Source organism: Isoptericola haloaureus, from assembly GCF_036689775.1.
GTDB lineage: Bacteria > Actinomycetota > Actinomycetes > Actinomycetales > Cellulomonadaceae > Isoptericola > Isoptericola haloaureus.
The window spans coordinates 282,575-299,860 of record NZ_JBAGLP010000120.1 but is presented as its reverse complement, the minus strand read 5'-3'; the positions used below and the strand labels follow the sequence as shown (position 1 = coordinate 299,860).

General features: G+C 74.1%; 20 protein-coding genes and 2 tRNA genes. 13 read left to right on the top strand and 9 right to left on the bottom strand.

Annotated elements, in window-relative coordinates:
* Positions 1-129 precede the first annotated feature (129 nt).
* Together V5O49_RS16775 and V5O49_RS16770 are read left to right on the top strand one after the other, a co-directional pair.
* Positions 130-294, top strand: coding sequence for a hypothetical protein (locus V5O49_RS16775; RefSeq protein ID WP_278234947.1), 165 nt, complete (start codon positions 130-132; stop codon positions 292-294).
* Positions 295-334: 40 nt separating this feature from the next.
* Positions 335-1,171, top strand: coding sequence for a PhzF family phenazine biosynthesis protein (locus tag V5O49_RS16770; protein WP_332903216.1), 837 nt, complete (start codon positions 335-337; stop codon positions 1,169-1,171).
* 6 nt (positions 1,172-1,177) lie between these two features.
* On the opposite strand, the gene V5O49_RS16765 is transcribed toward V5O49_RS16770, so the two are convergent.
* Both V5O49_RS16765 and V5O49_RS16760 read right to left on the bottom strand, forming a co-directional pair.
* A complete protein-coding gene (locus tag V5O49_RS16765; RefSeq protein WP_332903215.1) occupies positions 1,178-1,441 on the bottom strand; it encodes a 2TM domain-containing protein in 264 nt (87 codons plus the stop codon).
* 91 nt (positions 1,442-1,532) lie between these two features.
* Positions 1,533-2,672, bottom strand: coding sequence for a heparan-alpha-glucosaminide N-acetyltransferase domain-containing protein (locus V5O49_RS16760; protein WP_332903214.1), 1,140 nt, complete (start codon positions 2,670-2,672; stop codon positions 1,533-1,535).
* Positions 2,673-2,898: 226 nt separating this feature from the next.
* Between V5O49_RS16760 and V5O49_RS16755 the strand changes: the two genes are divergently transcribed.
* Positions 2,899-3,717: a methyltransferase domain-containing protein gene (locus V5O49_RS16755; protein WP_278237509.1), complete on the top strand. Its 819-nt coding sequence runs from the start codon at positions 2,899-2,901 to the stop codon at positions 3,715-3,717.
* 16 nt (positions 3,718-3,733) lie between these two features.
* On the opposite strand, the gene V5O49_RS16750 is transcribed toward V5O49_RS16755, so the two are convergent.
* The gene (locus V5O49_RS16750) at positions 3,734-4,417 is read right to left on the bottom strand and encodes a DUF4190 domain-containing protein (RefSeq protein ID WP_332903213.1); all 684 of its coding nucleotides are present in this window, start codon (positions 4,415-4,417) and stop codon (positions 3,734-3,736) included.
* A 119-nt stretch (positions 4,418-4,536) separates the two neighbouring features.
* Here V5O49_RS16750 and V5O49_RS16745 point away from each other — a divergent pair, with 119 nt between their 5' ends.
* The 4 genes from V5O49_RS16745 to V5O49_RS16730 are packed head-to-tail and all read left to right on the top strand — an operon-like array spanning position 4,537 to position 8,254.
* Positions 4,537-5,322, top strand: a complete 786-nt coding sequence (locus V5O49_RS16745) for a fumarylacetoacetate hydrolase family protein (RefSeq protein WP_278234942.1) — start codon at positions 4,537-4,539, stop codon at positions 5,320-5,322.
* Between the two features lie 12 nt (positions 5,323-5,334).
* On the top strand, positions 5,335-5,976 hold the full coding sequence (locus tag V5O49_RS16740) for a class I SAM-dependent methyltransferase (RefSeq protein WP_332903212.1): 642 nt from the start codon (positions 5,335-5,337) through the stop codon (positions 5,974-5,976).
* Positions 5,977-6,023: 47 nt separating this feature from the next.
* Positions 6,024-7,475 carry a glutamate--tRNA ligase gene (gltX, locus tag V5O49_RS16735; protein WP_332903211.1) on the top strand — a complete coding sequence of 484 codons (1,452 nt, stop codon included), beginning with the start codon at positions 6,024-6,026 and terminating at the stop codon, positions 7,473-7,475.
* Positions 7,472-8,254, top strand: coding sequence for an HAD family hydrolase (locus tag V5O49_RS16730; protein WP_278234939.1), 783 nt, complete (start codon positions 7,472-7,474; stop codon positions 8,252-8,254). The genes gltX and V5O49_RS16730 overlap by 4 nt, the downstream gene beginning before the upstream one ends.
* Here the strand turns inward: V5O49_RS16730 and V5O49_RS16725 are convergent.
* A complete protein-coding gene (locus V5O49_RS16725) occupies positions 8,211-9,389 on the bottom strand; it encodes a YeiH family protein (protein ID WP_332903210.1) in 1,179 nt (392 codons plus the stop codon). The genes V5O49_RS16730 and V5O49_RS16725 overlap by 44 nt on opposite strands.
* Before the next feature lie 69 nt (positions 9,390-9,458).
* Between V5O49_RS16725 and V5O49_RS16720 the strand changes: the two genes are divergently transcribed.
* Positions 9,459-10,358, top strand: a complete 900-nt coding sequence (locus V5O49_RS16720; RefSeq protein WP_332903209.1) for a LysR family transcriptional regulator — start codon at positions 9,459-9,461, stop codon at positions 10,356-10,358.
* Here the strand turns inward: V5O49_RS16720 and V5O49_RS16715 are convergent.
* Positions 10,327-11,091, bottom strand: coding sequence for a class I SAM-dependent methyltransferase (locus V5O49_RS16715; RefSeq protein ID WP_332903208.1), 765 nt, complete (start codon positions 11,089-11,091; stop codon positions 10,327-10,329). The two genes, V5O49_RS16720 and V5O49_RS16715, sit on opposite strands and share 32 nt — an antisense overlap.
* A gap of 213 nt (positions 11,092-11,304) precedes the next feature.
* Here V5O49_RS16715 and V5O49_RS16710 point away from each other — a divergent pair.
* Together V5O49_RS16710 and V5O49_RS16705 are read left to right on the top strand one after the other, a co-directional pair.
* Positions 11,305-11,376, top strand: a tRNA-Gln gene (locus V5O49_RS16710).
* A 95-nt stretch (positions 11,377-11,471) separates the two neighbouring features.
* Positions 11,472-11,547 (top strand) — tRNA-Glu (locus V5O49_RS16705).
* 115 nt (positions 11,548-11,662) lie between these two features.
* Here V5O49_RS16705 and V5O49_RS16700 read toward each other — a convergent pair.
* From V5O49_RS16700 to V5O49_RS16690, 3 genes are all read right to left on the bottom strand, one after another.
* Positions 11,663-12,472 (bottom strand): PH domain-containing protein, encoded by an 810-nt coding sequence (locus V5O49_RS16700; protein WP_332903207.1) that lies wholly within the window; start codon positions 12,470-12,472, stop codon positions 11,663-11,665.
* Complete coding sequence (locus tag V5O49_RS16695) at positions 12,469-12,636, bottom strand: hypothetical protein (RefSeq protein WP_278234934.1); 168 nt, start codon at positions 12,634-12,636, stop codon at positions 12,469-12,471. Before V5O49_RS16695 ends, V5O49_RS16700 begins: the two co-directional genes overlap by 4 nt.
* A 100-nt stretch (positions 12,637-12,736) precedes the next feature.
* The gene (locus V5O49_RS16690) at positions 12,737-13,456 is read right to left on the bottom strand and encodes an IclR family transcriptional regulator (protein ID WP_332903206.1); all 720 of its coding nucleotides are present in this window, start codon (positions 13,454-13,456) and stop codon (positions 12,737-12,739) included.
* A 128-nt stretch (positions 13,457-13,584) separates the two neighbouring features.
* Between V5O49_RS16690 and leuC the strand changes: the two genes are divergently transcribed.
* Both leuC and leuD read left to right on the top strand, forming a co-directional pair.
* Entirely contained in the window at positions 13,585-15,060 is a 1,476-nt protein-coding gene (gene leuC / locus V5O49_RS16685) for a 3-isopropylmalate dehydratase large subunit (RefSeq protein ID WP_332903253.1), read from the top strand.
* Between the two features lie 34 nt (positions 15,061-15,094).
* Positions 15,095-15,733: a 3-isopropylmalate dehydratase small subunit gene (leuD, locus tag V5O49_RS16680; RefSeq protein ID WP_332903205.1), complete on the top strand. Its 639-nt coding sequence runs from the start codon at positions 15,095-15,097 to the stop codon at positions 15,731-15,733.
* A 79-nt stretch (positions 15,734-15,812) separates the two neighbouring features.
* Here the strand turns inward: leuD and V5O49_RS16675 are convergent, their stop codons facing one another.
* Positions 15,813-16,676: an LLM class flavin-dependent oxidoreductase gene (locus V5O49_RS16675; protein WP_332903204.1), complete on the bottom strand. Its 864-nt coding sequence runs from the start codon at positions 16,674-16,676 to the stop codon at positions 15,813-15,815.
* Between the two features lie 123 nt (positions 16,677-16,799).
* Between V5O49_RS16675 and rnhA the strand changes: the two genes are divergently transcribed.
* Positions 16,800-17,243 (top strand): ribonuclease HI, encoded by a 444-nt coding sequence (rnhA, locus tag V5O49_RS16670; protein WP_278234930.1) that lies wholly within the window; start codon positions 16,800-16,802, stop codon positions 17,241-17,243.
* Positions 17,244-17,286 lie beyond the last annotated feature (43 nt).

The window sequence follows — 17,286 nt, the reverse complement described above, 5'->3', positions numbered from 1 at the left end:
GACGACGCCCGGGACGGCGTCGTCCGCGGCGCCGGGACGGTGCCCGTGAGCGGCGAGTGCGGAGGGCGCTGTCACGCTGCCAGGGTACGTCGCCGGGCGTATCGTGGAAGCAGACGGGAGGTGGTGACGATGGCCACCGTCGGGACGCAGTCGGACTTCGACCCGCACCAGGACGAGGTCGAACCCACGCCGCACGTTCCCCTGGACACCTGGATCGAACGGCACGGCACCACGATCGGTCTGATCCTCGGGGCCGGGGCCGTGGTCATGACGCTGCTGCGGTACATGGACTGACGGCCGTCGTGCCGGGACGTCCGGCGGTAGCGTGCGGTCCATGACGACGTTCCCCTTCCGCCAGGTCGACGTCTTCGGGGCCGGCCCGCTGGCCGGCAACCCGGTGGCCGTGGTGCACGACGCCGACGCCTGGGGCGAGGCGCAGATGGCGGCCTTCGCGCGCTGGACCAACCTGTCCGAGACCACGTTCCTGCTGCCCGCCACCGACCCGGACGCGGACTACCGGGTGCGCATCTGGACCCCGGGCGGTGAGCTCCCGTTCGCGGGCCACCCGACGCTGGGGACCGCGCACGCCTGGCTGGAGGCCGGTGGCGTGCCGGCCGGCGAGGACGTCGTCCAGGAGTGCGGGGTCGGGCTGGTGACCGTCGCACGGACCGCCGACGGGCTCGCGTTCGCGGGCCCGCCGCTGCGCCGGTCCGGTCCCGTGTCCGACGACGACCTCGGCCGCGTCCTGCGCGGCCTGCGGATCGGGGCGGACGACGTCGTCGACGCCGCCTGGGTGGACAACGGGCCGGGCTGGGTCGGCGTGCGGCTGGTCGACGCCGCATCGGTCCTCGCCGTCGAGCCCGACCTCGCCGCCTTCGAGGGGCTCCACGTGGGGCTGGTCGGGTCGTACACGCCCGGGGAGTCCGACGCCGACGTCGAGGTGCGCGCGTTCGTGCCGGACATCGGCGTCCCCGAGGACCCGGTCACGGGGTCCCTGAACGCCGGGCTCGGCCAGTGGCTCGCCGGTTCCGTCCTGCCCGCGGGCTACGTGGCCTCGCAGGGCACGGTGCTCGGCCGGCGCGGCCGGGTGCGCGTGCGTCGCGCCGACGACGGCGTCGTCTGGGTCGGCGGGTCCACGGTCACGACCGTGCACGGCGAGGTCACGCTCTGAGCCGTGTCACCGGTCCTGGCGCTGCTCGTACTTCCGTGTGAGACGGTCCTCGACCTGCCGGCCGTCGATGAGGAACGCCAGCAGGTGGAACGCCAGGCCGAGTCCCCAGAACCCCGTGACCCAGAAGGCCCAGGTCGCGCCGGGCGGGCCGAGCGCCAGGTCGAGCACCCAGAAGAACACGTTGATGATGACGAAAGCGCCGACGTGCCACAGCAGTCCCGTCGCATACTTCGCCCGTCGTCGCGCCAGCTCGTCACGGTCGGTCTCCATGGCGCTCACCTTCTCCTGTCCTTCCTCGACGCTATGCCGCGCTCGGAGATGCAGACCAGGGCCCTTCGGCCCCTCACGGCGGGTCGAACGGTCACTCCTCCGGTCCGACGGCGGCCTGGCGCGGCGGCGGGGGAGCGGTGCGTCGCGCCACCGCGGTGAACAACCGCTCCAGGGGTCCGCGCCCGAGCCACAGCCGCCACAGGGTGGCCGCGAGCAGCGAGACCCCGATCATCGCCAGCAGCGGCCCGTTGGTCTCGGCGTCGATCAGGTCCCCGTGCCAGATCGCCACGATCTGCAGCGAGTAGACCGTCAGGGCCAACGACCCCACGGCCGCGAGCGGGGACAGCACCCACGCCCCGACGCCCCCCACGGCCAGGCACAGCCCCAGCACGGCCAGCGCGAAGCCGCCGGTGGCCAGCACCTCGAGCCAGCTCTCCTCGTGGGGGCCGGGCAGGGCCAGATAGGCCGCCGTCGGCCAGGGGTCGCCCCAGGCCCACCCGGGCACGGAGGTCGACTCGACCTGCTCGCGCACCGCGGTCGGGCCGCCGAAGCGGTCCACGACCTCGGCGGACAGCAGGTTGCCCACGACCACCGCCCCCAGGCCTCCGAGCACCAGCCCGCGGCGCAGCCGGGCCGAGGACAGGTCGCACCGCCCCACGGCCATGCCGGCGAACACGTACGCCATCCACACCACGGCGGGGTAGTGGCCCGTGAGCAGGAAGTCCGTCACCGCGCCCGAGCCGTCGTCGGGCAGGTGCAGCCCGGCCCGTGTCAGGGCCACCGGGCCCCAGTGGGCCAGCGGAGGCCCGACGACGGCCACCACGACCGCGGCCAGGGCCAGCCGCCGCGGCCCCCACGTCACGAACGGCAGCGCCAGGACGAAGTAGGTCGCGTAGAAGCCGAGGATGAGCAGGACGCGGGTGCCCAGCAGGTCCAGCAGCGCCACGAGGGCCAGGAGCAGGACCGCGCGCACCAGCAGCCGCGCCCGGGCGTGGACCAGCGCGTCGCCGGCCACCGGGCGGGGACCGCCGGTGACGAGGGCGAGCGACACCCCGGCGACCAGCGCGAACAGCACCGACGACCGGCCGTCGGCGATGGTGAGCCACAGCGTCGAGTCGTCGATCACACCGACGTGCGCCGTGAACATGCCGAGCACGGCCAGCCCGCGGGCCACATCGAGCCCGACCACGCGCGCCGGACCGCCGAGAAGACGTTCGCGCACCGTGGCCATGGCAGCGATCCTGCCAGTCGTCCCGCCTCGTGAGAAACGGGATGTCCTGACACGGTGTTGTCACTAGGTTGGCGTCATGAGCGATCTGCCGCACGGTGCCGAGCCCGACTTCCCGGAGCCCCCGAGCCTGGGCAGCCCGGCCGACGGCCCGAACGGGAACGCCTCCGACGAGCCGTCCGGGGCGGCGTTGTCCGACGCCATCGAGGCGCCGAGCTTCCACCAGACCGTGCCCAGCCAGGAGTCCGAGTCGTACACGCACGGCCACCACGAGTCCGTGCTGCGCGCCCACCGTGCGCGGACGGCGCAGAACTCCGCCGGCTTCCTGCTGCCGCACCTGAAGGACGACATGCACCTGCTCGACGTCGGCTGCGGCCCCGGGACCGTGACGACGGACCTGGGGCGGGTGCTCGCCGGGGGCAAGGTCGTGGGCGTCGACGCCTCGGCGACGGTGCTCGAGGCGGCCCAGGCGCACGCCGACGCTCTCGGGGCGTCGAACGTCCGGTTCGAGCAGGCCAACGCCTACGAGCTGCCGTTCGACGACGACACCTTCGACGTCGTCTACGCCCACCAGCTGCTGCAGCACCTGTCCGACCCCGTCGCCGCGCTGCGCGAGATGAAGCGCGTCACCAAGCCGGGCGGCCTCGTCGCGGCGCGCGACGCCGACTACGCGGCGATGGCCTGGTACCCGGAGTCGCCGGGACTGACGGAGTGGAACACGCTCTACCACGAGGTCACGCGCGCCTACGGTTTCGAGCCGGACGCCGGGCGCCGGCTCTTCTCGTGGGTGCTGCAGGCCGGGTTCGACGTGGCCGGCACGGTGCCCAGCGCGTCGTCGTGGTGCTACGCCACGCCCACCGACCGCGAGTGGTGGGGGCAGGTCTGGGCCGAGCGGTGCGTGGAGTCGAACTTCGCGCGCCAGGCCCAGGAGTCGAACCTGGCCGACGACGTCGCGCTCGAGCAGCTCGCCCACGACTGGCGGACCTGGGCCCAGGCGCCGGACGGCTGGTTCGCCGTGCTGCACGGCGAGGTGCTGGCCCGGGCCTGAGCGGTCCGGGCCGGGGTCACTCGCCCAGGAGCTCGTCGATCTCCTCGTCCGACAAGCCCTGCTCCTCGAGCTGACGCTCCAGCTCCTGCTGGATCGCGGGCGCCTGCTCCTCGATGGCCAGCACGACGAACACGGTGACGACGATCGACACGACGACGGCGAACGCCGACAGCGCGGCGCCGACGATCGCCATGGCCTTGCCGCCGGCCGTCCCCTTCGACACCTGGACCAGGGCGACGATGCCCAGCACCAGGCCGATGACGCCGAGCAGGATCGCGCCGATGTTGACGAACGGGATCCAGCTGCCGAGCAGCGCCAGGATGCCCAGCACCAGCGCGGCGATCGCGAGCCCCTTGCGCTCCGAGGGCGGGCGCGGCGGCGCGGCGCCGTACCCGGAGTAGCCCTGCGCGCCGCCGTATCCACCGCCGTAGCCCTGGGCACCGCCGTACCCCTGGGCACCGCCGTACCCGGAGTAGCCCGGCGCACCGCCGTCGCCCTGGGCGCCGCTGGTACCGCCGGGCGCCTGTCCGGGGTAGGTCGGCTGCCGGCCCGGCGCCTGGCCGGGTCCGGAGGGGCCCTGCGCGGGGGTGCCACCGGGCGGGGGCGGCGCGCCGTACGGGTCGGACGCGCCACCGGACGACGAGGGCTGCTGCGGCGTCCCGGGCTGGTGCGGTTCGGGGGGATCGTGCGGCGTGCTCATCGTCGTCCTCCGGTCGCAGGGTCCGATCACAGCAGGCTAGCGGCGTCGCGGTTTCGTCGCCTCCCCCTGCGGGGGTGTGGCGGCAGGTCCCGGCTCGCCGCGCCCGCTAGCCTGGAGCCGTGCGTATCGCGAGATTCACCACCGGTGACGACCCCCGCTTCGGATTTGTCCAGACCGAGGGCGACAGGACCTACCTGGCCGTCCTCAGCGGCGACCCGCTGTCCATGCCCGCCATGCCGACCGGCGAGCGGATCGAGCTCGGCGACGGGGTGCGCCTGCTGTCGCCCGTGATCCCGCGCTCGAAGGTCGTCGCCGTCGGGCGCAACTACCTGGACCACGTGCGGGAGATGGGCGGCGAGCCGCCGACGTCGCCGCTGCTGTTCTTCAAGCCCAACACCTCGGTGGTGGGCCCGGACGACCCGATCGTGCTGCCGGAGTGGACCTCCGAGGTCTCCTACGAGGCCGAGCTCGCCGTCGTCATCTCCAAGCCGTGCAAGGACGTCGAGCCGGAGAACGCCCGCGCCTACGTGCTGGGGTACACCGTCGCCAACGACGTCACGGCGCGCGACGCCCAGCGCACCGACGACCAGTGGGCGCGGGCCAAGGGCTTCGACACCGCCTGCCCGCTGGGGCCGTGGATCGAGACCGACCTGAACCCCGAGGACGTCGGCGTCGTCTCCCGCGTCAACGGCGAGACCAAGCAGGACGGCCGCACCGCCGAGATGATCTTCGACGTCGACTACCTGATCTCCTACGCCTCCAAGGCCATGACGCTGCTGCCCGGGGACGTGCTGCTGACCGGTACGCCGGCCGGGGTGGGCCGGATCGAGTCCGGCGACCGCGTCGAGTGCGAGGTCGAGGAGATCGGCGTCCTGGCCAACCCCGTGGTCCGGCGCGAGGACTGACCGGGGGCCGCGATGTCGGCGTGCTGCGAGCCGCAGGGGTACGAGAAGGTCTTCGACGACCGGGAGGCCCGGCGCGCCGCGGCGCGGTACGCGCGCTCGGGGCTGACCACGCTGCCCCGGCGCACCGTGGAGCTCTACCGCTCCGGCGTGATCGGCGGAGCGACGCTCCTGGAGGTCGGGAGCGGGGTCGGGGACTTCTCGCTGGAGATGCTGCGGGCCGGCGTCGAGCGTGCCACCTGCGTGGACATGTCGACCGGGTACGACGCCGTCGCGGCCCGGCTGCTGGCGGACGCCGGGCTGGCGGACCGGGTGCGCCGCCGCACCGGCGACCTGGTGACGCACCCGGACCTGGCCGGCCCGGCCGATGTCGTCGCGCTGCACAGCGTGGTCTGCTGCTACCCGGACGCCCGGGCGCTGGTCACCGCGGCCGCGGACCGGACCCGGCAGTACCTGGTGCTCGCGTTCCCGCGGCACACCTGGTGGATGCGGGCCGCGGCACGCGTGCTCAACGTCTACCCGCGCGTGCGGGGCAGCGACTGGCGCTTCCGCGTCCACGAACCGGCCGAGGTCGCGCGCGCGGCCACGGACGCCGGGCTGCGGCGGGTGCGCACCGAGCGGTTCGCGTTCGACCACCACTGGGTCTTCGCCCGCTGAGGCGGACCCCGGGCGACCCGGCGCCGTCGGCCAACTAGGCTGTGCGCGTGATCCCCGCAGCAGGTACCTCCTCCGTCCGTGTCCGCTTCGCCCCGTCCCCGACCGGCATGTTCCACGTCGGCGGCGCGCGCTCCGCGCTGTTCAACTGGGCCGTCGCCAAGCAGACCGGCGGGACGTTCGTGCTGCGCATCGAGGACACCGACGCCTCGCGCAACAAGCCCGAGTGGGTCGACGGCATCCTCGCCGCCCACGCGGCGCTCGGCATGCACGCCGACGACCCGACGTTCGAGGGTCCGTACTTCCAGTCCGCGAACGTCGACAAGCACCGCGAAGCACTCGCTCGCCTGCTGGAGTCCGGCAGCGCGTACTACTGCGACTGCACCCGCGACGACGTCGCCGCCCGGACCGGCAACCCGCACTCCGGCTACGACGCGTACTGCCGCGACCGCGGCCTGACCGAGGCACCCGGCCGCGCCCTGCGGTTCCGCACCCCGGACACCGGCGAGACGCGGGTCGTCGACCTGATCCGCGGCAACCCGGTCTTCCCCAACGACGCGATGGAGGACTTCGTCGTGGCCCGGGGGGACGGCTCGCCGGTCTTCCTGCTCGCCAACGTCGTGGACGACCTGGACGAGGGCATCACGCACGTCATCCGCGGCGAGGAGCACCTGTCCAACACGCCCAAGCAGCAGCTGCTGTGGGAGGCGCTGGGCGCCGAGCCGCCCGTGTGGGCGCACCTGCCCGTCATCGTCAACGAGAAGCGCCAGAAGCTCTCCAAGCGTCGGGACAAGGTGGCCCTCGAGGACTACCTCGCCGAGGGCTACCTGCCGGCCGCGATGGTCAACTACCTCATGCTGCTGGGCTGGGCGCCCGGAAACGACGAGGAGATCCTGCCGTTCGACGAGATGATCGAGCGGTTCCGCATCGAGGACGTGAACAGCGCCGCGTCGTTCTTCGACCTCAAGAAGCTCGCGGCGTTCAACGGCGAGTACATCCGGGCGCTGAGCGTCGACGAGTTCGTCGCCGCCGTCGGGCCCTGGCTGCGCGCCCCGCACGCCCCCTGGGCCGAGGAGCAGTTCGACCCCGCCGCGTTCGCCGCCGTGGCGCCGCTGGCCCAGTCCCGCGTGGCGCTGCTCAGCGACATCACCGACAACGTCGACTTCCTGTTCCTCGACCGGCCCGTCGAGGACGAGCGGTCCTGGAAGAAGGCGATGAAGCCCGGCGCCGTCGAGCTCCTGACGGACGTGCGCACGACGCTGTCCACGCTGGAGCCGTGGGAGGCGGAGCCGCTGAAGAACGCCGTGGCCACGGCGGGGGAGTGGCACGGCCTCAAGCTCGGCAAGGCGCAGGCACCCTTGCGCGTGGCTGTCACCGGGCGCACGATCGGGCTGCCGCTGTTCGAGTCGCTCGAGGTGCTCGGGCGCGAGCGGACCCTCGGCCGGATCGACGCCGCCCTGGCCACCCTCGCCGAGAACCCGCCCCAGGCACCGGCGCAGTGACCGCGTTCGGCGTCGCCGCCGGTCGTGTCGACGGCGTGCTGCTCGACATCGACGACACTCTCGTGGACACCAAGGGGGCCTTCGCCGCGGCGCTGCGTGCCGTCGCCGAGGCGCACCTGCCCGAGGACGTCGACCACGCGGCGGTGCTGGACCACTGGCGCTCCGACCCGGCCGGGCACTACCGCCGGTACACCCGGGGCGAGACCGACCACCGCACCCAGCGTCGGCTGCGTGCCGACCTGCTGCACCGCACCTTCGGCGGGGCTCCGGTGGGGGAGGACGCCTTCGACGCCTGGGACGAGCTGTTCTGGGGCACCTTCGAGCGGTCGTGGCGCGCGTTCGACGACGCCGCGGCGTTCCTCGACCGGCTGCGCGCGCAGGGCCTGGCCACCGGCGTGGTGACGAACGCGGGCGTGGCGCTGCAGGAGCGCAAGCTCGCCGTCGTCGGGCTCGACCTGCCCGTGCTGGTGGGTGTCGACACGCTGGGCTACGGCAAGCCGCACCCGGACGTCTTCGTCGAGGGTGCGCGCCGGCTCGGCACGATCCCGCCGCGGACGGCCTACGTGGGCGACGAGCCGCGCGTCGACGCCACGGGGGCGCACGAGGCGGGCCTGGTGGGCGTCTGGCTGGACCGGCCCGGTGCCCGGCGTGCCGACGAGCACGACGCCGACGTCGCGGCGATGCGGGCCGCGGGGATCGTCGTCGTGCCCGGGCTGGCCGAGGCGTTCGCGGAGCTCACGGGACCAGGAGCAGGACGGCGGCCAGCGACGTCCCGGTGACCACGACGGCGGAGGCCGCGCCGAGCAGCAGCGTCCGGCCGCCGCTGCGCACGAGCCGCGGCACGTCGACACCCAGCCCGAGGGAGAACATCGCCGCGACGAACAGGCCGGTGCCGAGAGGACCGGCGGCGGCCAGGACCGCGTCCGGCACGACGCCGAGGCTGCGCAGACCGACGGCGACGAGGAAGCCGACGACGAACCCCGGGACCAGGGCCGGGCCATCGCGCCCCGCCGTGCGTGTCCGGACCGCCGGGACCGGTGCACCGACGGGTGCCGCGAGGGCGACCCGCCGGCCGCGCACGGCGCCGACGCCGGCCACCAGCGGTGCCAGCAGCACGACCCGGGCCAGCTTGGCGACGGTCGCGGTGGCCAGGGCCGTGGCCACGGCCGCGGGGGCCAGGGGCAGCGCGCCGGCCGCGGCGACGACCTGGGCGACCTCCTGGACGCCCGCGCCGATCCACAGACCGGCCTGCTCCGCCCGCAGGCCCAGCGCGTCGGCGAGCGGCGGGAGCACGAGCACGGCGGCGGTCCCGAACAGGGCGACCATCGCCAGCGCGGCACCGGTCGACCCGGCGAGGTCCTCGACGGGGCCGTCCGGGGGCCGGTCCGCACCGGTGTGCCGGTCCGCACCAGTGTGCCGGTGCGCGCGGTCAGGGCGGGCCGGGGCCCGGTCGAGCACCCCGCTGACGGCCGAGACGGCCGCCGCCCCGCAGATGGAGAACCCCGTGGCCACCAGCAGGGCGGTGTCCCGGGGGACGCGCAGCCGCCGTCCGATCGCGAGCGTGCCGGCGAACGTCGTGGCCACCGTGACCGCCACGACCACCAGCCCGCGCCAGCCCAGGCCGAGCACGTCCGCGACGGACAGCTGCAGCCCGAGCAGCACCACCCCGGCGCGCAGGAGGTGCCGCGCCGTCCAGGCGGTGCCGGGGCCGACGGCGTCGCGCACGCGGGCGGTGGCGCCGCCCGGGGCGCGCCGGGCCAGCACGCCGAGCACCGACCCGGCGGCGGCGCCTGCGAGCAGGGCGAGCACGAGGGGTGACAGCGACGGGGCGGCGGTCGCCAGGACCGGGGTCAGGCCCAGCAGCGCGGCGGTCGCCGCGGCGGCCAGGGCGAGGCCGGGCAGGAGTCGCGTCATGGGCCCAGCCTGCGGGGAGGGCCTCGGTCGCGGTAGGCCCAGATGCTGATCCATCCATAGACTGCCGCTATGGCAGAGCGCATCTCGATGGCGGCCCTCGAGCTGCTCGTGGCCGTCGACACCCACGGCTCGATCAGCGCCGCCGCGCGGTCCCTCGGCGTCGCCCAGCCCACCGCGTCGGCCGGTCTGCGCCGGTTGGAGCAGCGCCTGGGCCTGGAGCTGCTGAGCCGCGGGGCGCGGGGCACGGCGCTCACCCCGTCGGGCCGCGCCGCGGCAGGCTGGGCGCGCGAGGTGGTGGAGGCGTCGGACCGCTTCCAGACGGCGGTCGCGGGCATGCGAGCGGGTGCGGCCTCGGCGCTGCGGGTCGCGGCCAGCCTGACGATCGCGGAGTACCTCGTGCCGCGCTGGCTGGGACTCCTGACCGGTGACGCCGACCCCCCGGAGATCGAGCTGACGGTGCGCAACTCCCAGGACGTCACCGCCCGGGTGCTCGCCGGTGACGCCGAGCTCGGCTTCGTCGAGAGTCCTGCGGTGGCCCGGGGGCTGCGCAGCCGGACGATCGCGCACGACGAGCTGGTCGCCGTCGTCGCCCCCGCCCACCCGTGGGCCGGCCGGGCCGGCGTGGGCCCCGAGGAGCTGGTCGCGGCCCGGCTCGTGCTGCGCGAGACCGGGTCCGGCACCCGCGAGATCCTCGAGCAGGCCCTGGCGGGCGCCGGGAGCGAGCTGCCCGAGCACCTGCCCGCCCTGGGCTCTACGGCAGCACTGAAGGCCGCCGTGCAGCACGGCGGGTCGGTCGCGGTGCTGTCGGCCCTGACGGTGGCGGAGGACGTCGCGGCGGGCCGTCTGGCCGCCGTGCCGATCGACGGGCTCGACCTGACCCGACGGCTCCGGGTGGTCTGGCGCACCGACGCGCCGCTGTCGGCGGCGGCCCGCCGGCTCAGCGCCGTCGCGCTCGGTACGCCGTCGTGACGTAGGGCAGGGCCACCTCGGTGGTGCCCGACAGGTCGGCGTGGGTCGCGGCGAGGTCCTCGACGCGCTGCACGAGGTGCTCGCGGTCCTCCGGGGACAGCGTCAGGGCGTAGCTGCGCGAGTCGGCCAGCGGGCCGAGCTCCGCCGTCGGCAGGTGGTGGTGCCAGGAGTGCTCGAAGCGCTCCGCCGGACCGAAGCTCTCGTCCAGCGCGGGCGGGGCCGCGCTCTGCGCCGAGTCCGGAGCGAGGGAGTCGCCCTCGTGCAGGATCTCGCCGAAGCGGGCGACCCAGTCGACCCGCTCGTCGCGGTCGTTGGTCAGCACGCCGAGCGTGCCGCCGGGGCGCAGGACGCGGGCGATCTCCGCCGCGGCGCGCGGCGGGTCGAACCAGTGCCAGGCCTGCCCGACCACGACGGCCCCGACGCCGGCGTCGGCCAGCGGGATCCGCTCGGCGGTCCCCGTCCGGGTGTCCACGCCCGGCAGCGCCGCCGAGAGCTCCTCGAGCATCGCGGCGGCCGGGTCGACGGCGACGACGTCGGCCCCGAGCTCGACGAGGCGGCGCGTGAGGAGCCCGGTGCCGGCGGCGAGGTCGAGGACGGGGCCGGTCGTCCCCTCCAGCAGCCAGGACACGGCCTCGGCGGGGTATCCGGGACGGACACGGGCGTAGACGTCGGCGCCCCGGGTGAAGGAGGCGGCTCGGTCGGCGCGGGACGTGGGGTCCGGGTGGGGGGTCATGGCGGCCAGCCTGCCAGGGATCGCCCTCCGCCTGCCTCCGGACGGCCTCCGTCGGCGTCCTCCGGACGGGCCGCCGGACGGTCGGTCGACGTGACGAAGGGCACCCGCCGGCCGGTTTGGTTCCAGCGCGCCGGTCGGGTAATGTTTCCGGTCGTTGGGCCACGCAGGGCACGCCGACAATTGTCGGATATGTCAGGCTTGGTCCGGACACCATGGGGTATGGTGTAATTGGCAGCACGAGTGGTTCTGGTCCACTTAGTCTAGGTTCGAGTCCTGGTACCCCAGCGCAGCGCTCTATCTCACATCTCGCGAGGTCCGATCCGGCTCCGCGGTGCGCTAGAGTTCTCACCGGCGAGTCGGCCCTGGTCGACGAACCATAGGCCCCCATCGTCTAGCGGCCTAGGACGCCGCCCTCTCACGGCGGTAACGCGGGTTCAAATCCCGCTGGGGGTACCAGCACGAAGGCCCGGTCCGTTCGCGGACCGGGCCTTCGTCGTCTCCGGGGTCGCGTCGGCGACGGGACGACGGCGGAAAGGGCCGGCGGGCGGTGGAGGAACAGGTCCGCACCGAGCTAGAGGAACGGGTCCGGGACGATCGGTCCGCCGTCTCCGGCGTCCGGCGGGGTGTCGTGCACGGGCCGACGCCGGGCCGGGATCCAGCCGCGGCGACCCGGGTGCCGGGTGTCCGCCGTCGTCGGCCGCGGGTCCGCCCCGCCGTCGAGGGGCCTGGCGCGACCGGTGGCCGCCGCCGGGGGCGCCGGTGCGGGGTCGGGCGTCCCGACGGGCACGACGGGGATCTCCGCCGTCGTCGGGCGCGGCGCGGCGCGGCCGCTCGGGGCGATCGCCGGCGGCGGCGAGGGGCTACCGCCGTTCCCCGGGGGCGGCTTCGGCGCGAAGATCGTGTCGCACAGCGTGCGATAGGTCTGGTCCGGGTCGGGGACGTGGTCGATCTGGCGCAGCGCCTGGTCCTGGCCCGCGGACTCCATGACGAAGCGCCCGTAGCCGAGCACCTGGCCCACCGGGGTGCGGGTGTAGCCCATGTCGGTGACCTTGGCCAGCGGCATCATCGCGACCTTGTGGATGATGAACCCGTAGGTGAGGAGCAGGCGCTTGTCGGTCGCGACGAACCACTCGTAGTGCCACTCCGCCCACCGGGCGACGAGGCGCCCGGCGGGCAGCAGCCACAGCACCCAGACGAGTCCGGACCCGCTCGTGGAGTGCAACCAGGCCACGAGCACCGTCGCGGCGAGCGTCGTCGCGATCGGCTCGACCAGCTTGGCCCAGTGCAGCCGTGTGGCCACCGACACCCGTTCGCCGGCCAGCACGTAGCGCCGCAGGTGGCTGTGCCGACGGACCGCGAGGTCGGGGTCCGCGCCGTTCATGACGTCAGGTTCGCGAGGAACTCCCCGAAGCTGGCGAAGGCTCCCGCGATGACGTCCCAGAGGGCCTGGACGATGTCGGCAGCACGCTCGGGGCTCGTCACGATCGCGTAGATCAGGAAGATCACGACGAGCCAGATCAGCAGGGTCTTGGCCTTGGCCGGCATCGGGTCCTCACGCCTCTCGGGTGACGGGACGTTGGTGCCCCGCTCGGGATGAGCCTACTGATCGCGACGTGATGTTTGCGACAATCGGGTCGGCGCGCCGTCAGTCGCCGGCGCGCTGCAGGACCTCGGTGAGCCGGTTCGCGGCCGCGACCACGGAGGCCGAGTGCAGCCGGCCCGGCTGACGGGTCAGTCGCTCGACCGGACCGGAGACCGAGACCGCGGCGACGATCCGCCCCGACGGTCCGCGCACCGGTGCCGAGACCGAGGCCACCCCGAGCTCGCGCTCGGAGACGGACTGGGCCCAGCCGCGGCGTCGGACGCCCGACAGGATCGTCGCGGTGAAGACGGCCTCGCGCAGCCCGCGGTGCAGGCGGTCCGGCTCCTCCCACGCGAGCAGGATCTGCGCCGCGGAGCCCGCGTGCATCGTCAGGGTGGCCCCGACCGGGATGGAGTCGCGCAGGCCGACCGGCCGCTCGGCGGCGGCCACGCACACGCGGTGGTCACCCTGTCGGCGATAGAGCTGAGCGCTCTCCCCGGTGTGGTCCCGCAGCGCCGTGAGCACGGGGTTCGCCGCGGCGAGCAGCCGGTCCTCCCCGGCCGCGGTCGCCAGCTCGTTGAGCCGGGGACCGAGCACGAAACGGCCTTGCATGTCGCGCGCCACGAACCGATGGTGCTCGAGCGCGACCGCGAGGCGGTGCGCGGTCGGACGCGCCAGGCCGGTCGAGGCGACCAGCTGCGCGAGGGTGGCCGGACCGGCCTCCAGTGCGCCCAGTACGGACGCGGCCTTGTCCAGTACGCCGACTCCGCTAGTATCGTCCATAGGTCGATACTGACGTCTCGCGTACTGAGATTGCAAGTTCTCAGGTCCGGGGCCTCCCGCCAGGACGTCAGATCGCGGACGATGGAATGAACGACAGCCGCCCCGGGGCGGCGGACGAGGAGCTCGCCATGGCCGGCACGCTGGCAGAGAAGGTCTGGGAGGCGCACCTGGTGCGCCAGGGCACCGACGGGGCACCGGACCTGCTCTACATCGACCTGCACCTGGTGCACGAGGTCACCAGCCCGCAGGCCTTCGAAGGTCTGCGCCTGGCCGGCCGGCCCGTGCGCCGGCCCGACCTGACGATCGCGACCGAGGACCACAACACCCCCACCCTCGACATCGATCTGCCGATCGCCGACCCGACGAGCCGGACCCAGATCGACACGCTGCGCAACAACGCCGCCGAGTTCGGCGTGCGCATCCACTCCCTCGGCGACGCCGACCAGGGCATCGTCCACCAGGTGGGCCCGCAGCTCGGCCTGACGATGCCGGGGCTGACCGTGGTCTGCGGCGACTCTCACACCTCGACCCACGGGGCCTTCGGCGCTCTCGCGTTCGGCATCGGCACCTCCGAGGTCGAGCACGTGCTGGCGACCCAGACGCTGCCGCTCGCCCCGTTCAAGACGATGGCGATCACCGTCAACGGCGACCTGCCGCCCGGCACCACCTCCAAGGACATCATCCTGGCGATCATCGCCAAGATCGGCACCGGCGGCGGACAGGGCTACGTGCTCGAGTACCGCGGCGAGGCCATCCGGCAGCTCTCGATGGAGGCGCGGATGACCATCTGCAACATGTCCATCGAGGCCGGGGCCCGCGCCGGCATGATCGCCCCGGACGAGACGACCTTCGAGTACCTCCAGGGCCGCCCGCACGCCCCCGAGGGGGAGGACTGGGACGCCGCCGTCGAGTACTGGAGCACGCTGCGCAGCGACGACGACGCCGAGTTCGACGCCGAGGTGGTCCTCGAGGCCGCCGACCTCGAGCCGTTCGTCACCTGGGGCACCAACCCCGGTCAGGGCCTGCCGCTGTCCGCCTCCGTGCCCGTGCCCGCCGAGATCGCCGAGGAGGGCGAGCGCGTCGCCGCCGAGCGGTCCCTGGAGTACATGGGCCTCGAGCCCGGCACCCCGCTGCGCGACATCGCCGTGGACACGGTGTTCATCGGCTCGTGCACCAACGGGCGCATCGAGGACCTGCGGTCGGTCGCCAAGGTCCTCCAGGGCCGCACCAAGGCCGACGACGTCCGCGTGCTCGTCGTGCCGGCGTCGGCCCGCGTGCGCCTGCAGGCCGAGGCCGAGGGCCTGGACGTCGTCTTCAAGGACTTCGGCGCCGAGTGGCGCAACGCCGGGTGCTCGATGTGCCTCGGCATGAACCCCGACCAGCTGCAGCCGGGGGAGCGGGCCGCCTCGACGTCGAACCGCAACTTCGAGGGCCGCCAGGGCAAGGGCGGCCGCACGCACCTGGTCTCGCCGCTGGTGGCGGCCGCGACCGCCGTGCGCGGCACGCTGTCCTCCGTTGCCGACCTCGACCTGGGCGAGGACGTCGACCTGACCACGTTCGACGGGTCCCCGCTGGCGCCGCTGACCGCGCCGTCGTTCGTCTGAGCCCGCCCCGCGCCCTTCCGACAGGAGAACCCTCATGGAGAAGATCGTCACCCACACCGGCGTCGGGGTCCCGCTGCGCCGCAGCAACGTCGACACCGACCAGATCATCCCCGCCGTGTACCTCAAGCGGGTCACGCGCACGGGCTTCGAGGACGCGCTGTTCGCCGCCTGGCGCGGCGACGAGTCGTTCGTCCTCAACCAGGATGCCTACCGCAACGGCTCGGTGCTCGTGGCCGGTCCGGACTTCGGCACGGGCTCCTCGCGCGAGCACGCCGTGTGGGCGCTGAAGGACTACGGCTTCCGCGTCGTGCTGGCCTCCCGGTTCGCCGACATCTTCCGCGGCAACTCGGGCAAGCAGGGCCTCGTGGCCGGCATGGTCGCCCAGGACGACATCGAGCTGCTCTGGAAGATCCTCGAGACCAAGCCGGGCACCGAGGTCACGGTCGACCTGGAGCAGCGCAGCGTGCACGCCGACGACGTCACCGTGCCGTTCCAGATCGACGACTACACCCGCTGGCGGCTGATGGAGGGGCTCGACGACATCGGCCTCACTCTGCAGCACGAGGAGGACATCTCCGCCTACGAGGCGTCGCGGTCGTCCTGGCGCCCGACGACGCTGCCGGCCAAGCACCTGCCGAAGGTCGAGATCGAGCCGGCGCGTCCGGTGGCCTGACCGCTCCGAGCGCCACGAGCGTGCTGCGGGGGTGCGTCGTCCGACGTGATGACGTGGCCCCGCAGCACGCTCGTTCGTGTCACGACGCCGGTGGCCCCTGACGCACGCGGGCCAGGAGCGACTCCGGCGTGGCCTCGGCCGGGTCCCAGCGCGACTCGACCCACCACGTCGCGCCCGCTTCCCGCAGGGCCGCGACGAGCTCCGCGGCTGCGGCGCCGTCGTCGGGCAGGCGACCCTGCACCACGACGTCGAACGGACGCCCGGCGTCGTCCTGCCGGGACCGCTCCGCCTCGATCCAGGCGACGAGCCCCTCGACGTCGTCGGGCCCCGGCACCTCGGCCGTGCCGCGCAGCTGGGGGACGACGCCGTCCCAGCGCAGCGCGCGGCGCAGGTTCGCCACCGGAGGCCGGGCGGCGTCCCAGACGCCGACCGGCCACACGGGGATGCGGCCCGCGACGGGCCGCTGGGGGAACTGGAACTCACCGGTGCGGACGTGCTCGCCCTCGGCGGCGAAGGGCTCTCCCGTCCAGGAGCGCTCGAGCCAGGCCAGCGTCTCGTCGAGGGCGGCGGCGCGGTCCCTCAGGGCGAGCGGCTGCCCCGGCACCGAGCTGAAGCCGCGGTCGTCGGTGACACCCACGCCCACGGGCAGCACGAGACGGCCCCCGGACAGGTGGTCGACCGTCAGCGCCCGCTGGGCCAGCTCCCACGGTCGGTGCCGGGGAAGCGCGAAGACCATCGCCCCCAGCGTGACGTGTTCGGTGACCGCCGCCGCGGCAGCGAGGATCCCGAACGGGTCCCACGTCGCCACGGCGCCCTCGCCGAGCTCGCCCAGGCTGACGCCGTCCCAGGTGAAGAAGCCGTCCCAGCCGTGCTCCTCGCACGCGCGGGCGAGCTCCACGTGCTGGACCGGTGTGCCGAAGCTGCTGACGAACCCGAACCTCATGCCCGTCACGGTAGGCACGCCCTCCGACACCGGGCGCGCCCCCCACACCGTCCGGCCCGACGAGGGCCGGATGCACATGCTCGTCGGTGACGGCGGCGGGGGGCCGGGACGTAGGGTGACCCGGTGAGCGACAAGCCGACCGTGGAGATCTGGACCGACGGCGCCTGCAAGGGCAACCCCGGTCTCGGGGGATGGGGCGCCCTGCTGCGTTCCGGGGAGCACAGCAAGGAGCTGTTCGGCGGCGAGAAGGTCACCACGAACAACCGCATGGAGCTGACGGCCGTCGTCGAGGCCCTGCGGGCGCTCAAGGGACCCAGCGAGGTCACGCTGCACGTCGACTCCCAGTACGTCATGAACGGCATGAAGTCGTGGATCGCCGGCTGGAAGCGCAACGGCTGGCAGACGTCGGCCAAGAAGCCCGTCAAGAACGTCGACCTGTGGCAGGCCCTGGACGCCGAGGTCGCCGAGCACGACGTGCGCTGGGTCTGGGTCAAGGGCCACGCGGGCGACCCCGGCAACGAGCGCGCCGACCAGCTCGCCAACGCCGGCGTCGACTCCGTGCGCTGAGGGGCCGTCCGGCAGCCGGACGCGCCGTTGCGACAGACGTCAC

Excerpts from the sequence above, each read along its gene's own strand:
- V5O49_RS16775 (WP_278234947.1), top strand. The coding sequence starts at position 130 with ATGGCCACCGTCGGGACGCAGTCGGACTTCGACCCGCACCAGGACGAG.
- V5O49_RS16770 (WP_332903216.1), top strand. The coding sequence starts at position 335 with ATGACGACGTTCCCCTTCCGCCAGGTCGACGTCTTCGGGGCCGGCCCG.
- V5O49_RS16765 (WP_332903215.1), bottom strand. The coding sequence starts at position 1,441 with ATGGAGACCGACCGTGACGAGCTGGCGCGACGACGGGCGAAGTATGCG.
- V5O49_RS16760 (WP_332903214.1), bottom strand. The coding sequence starts at position 2,672 with ATGGCCACGGTGCGCGAACGTCTTCTCGGCGGTCCGGCGCGCGTGGTC.
- V5O49_RS16750 (WP_332903213.1), bottom strand. The coding sequence starts at position 4,417 with ATGAGCACGCCGCACGATCCCCCCGAACCGCACCAGCCCGGGACGCCG.
- V5O49_RS16740 (WP_332903212.1), top strand. The coding sequence starts at position 5,335 with ATGTCGGCGTGCTGCGAGCCGCAGGGGTACGAGAAGGTCTTCGACGAC.
- V5O49_RS16725 (WP_332903210.1), bottom strand. The coding sequence starts at position 9,389 with ATGACGCGACTCCTGCCCGGCCTCGCCCTGGCCGCCGCGGCGACCGCC.
- V5O49_RS16720 (WP_332903209.1), top strand. The coding sequence starts at position 9,459 with ATGGCAGAGCGCATCTCGATGGCGGCCCTCGAGCTGCTCGTGGCCGTC.
- V5O49_RS16715 (WP_332903208.1), bottom strand. The coding sequence starts at position 11,091 with ATGACCCCCCACCCGGACCCCACGTCCCGCGCCGACCGAGCCGCCTCC.
- V5O49_RS16700 (WP_332903207.1), bottom strand. The coding sequence starts at position 12,472 with ATGAACGGCGCGGACCCCGACCTCGCGGTCCGTCGGCACAGCCACCTG.
- V5O49_RS16695 (WP_278234934.1), bottom strand. The coding sequence starts at position 12,636 with ATGCCGGCCAAGGCCAAGACCCTGCTGATCTGGCTCGTCGTGATCTTC.
- V5O49_RS16690 (WP_332903206.1), bottom strand. The coding sequence starts at position 13,456 with ATGGACGATACTAGCGGAGTCGGCGTACTGGACAAGGCCGCGTCCGTA.
- leuC (WP_332903253.1), top strand. The coding sequence starts at position 13,585 with ATGGCCGGCACGCTGGCAGAGAAGGTCTGGGAGGCGCACCTGGTGCGC.
- leuD (WP_332903205.1), top strand. The coding sequence starts at position 15,095 with ATGGAGAAGATCGTCACCCACACCGGCGTCGGGGTCCCGCTGCGCCGC.
- V5O49_RS16675 (WP_332903204.1), bottom strand. The coding sequence starts at position 16,676 with ATGAGGTTCGGGTTCGTCAGCAGCTTCGGCACACCGGTCCAGCACGTG.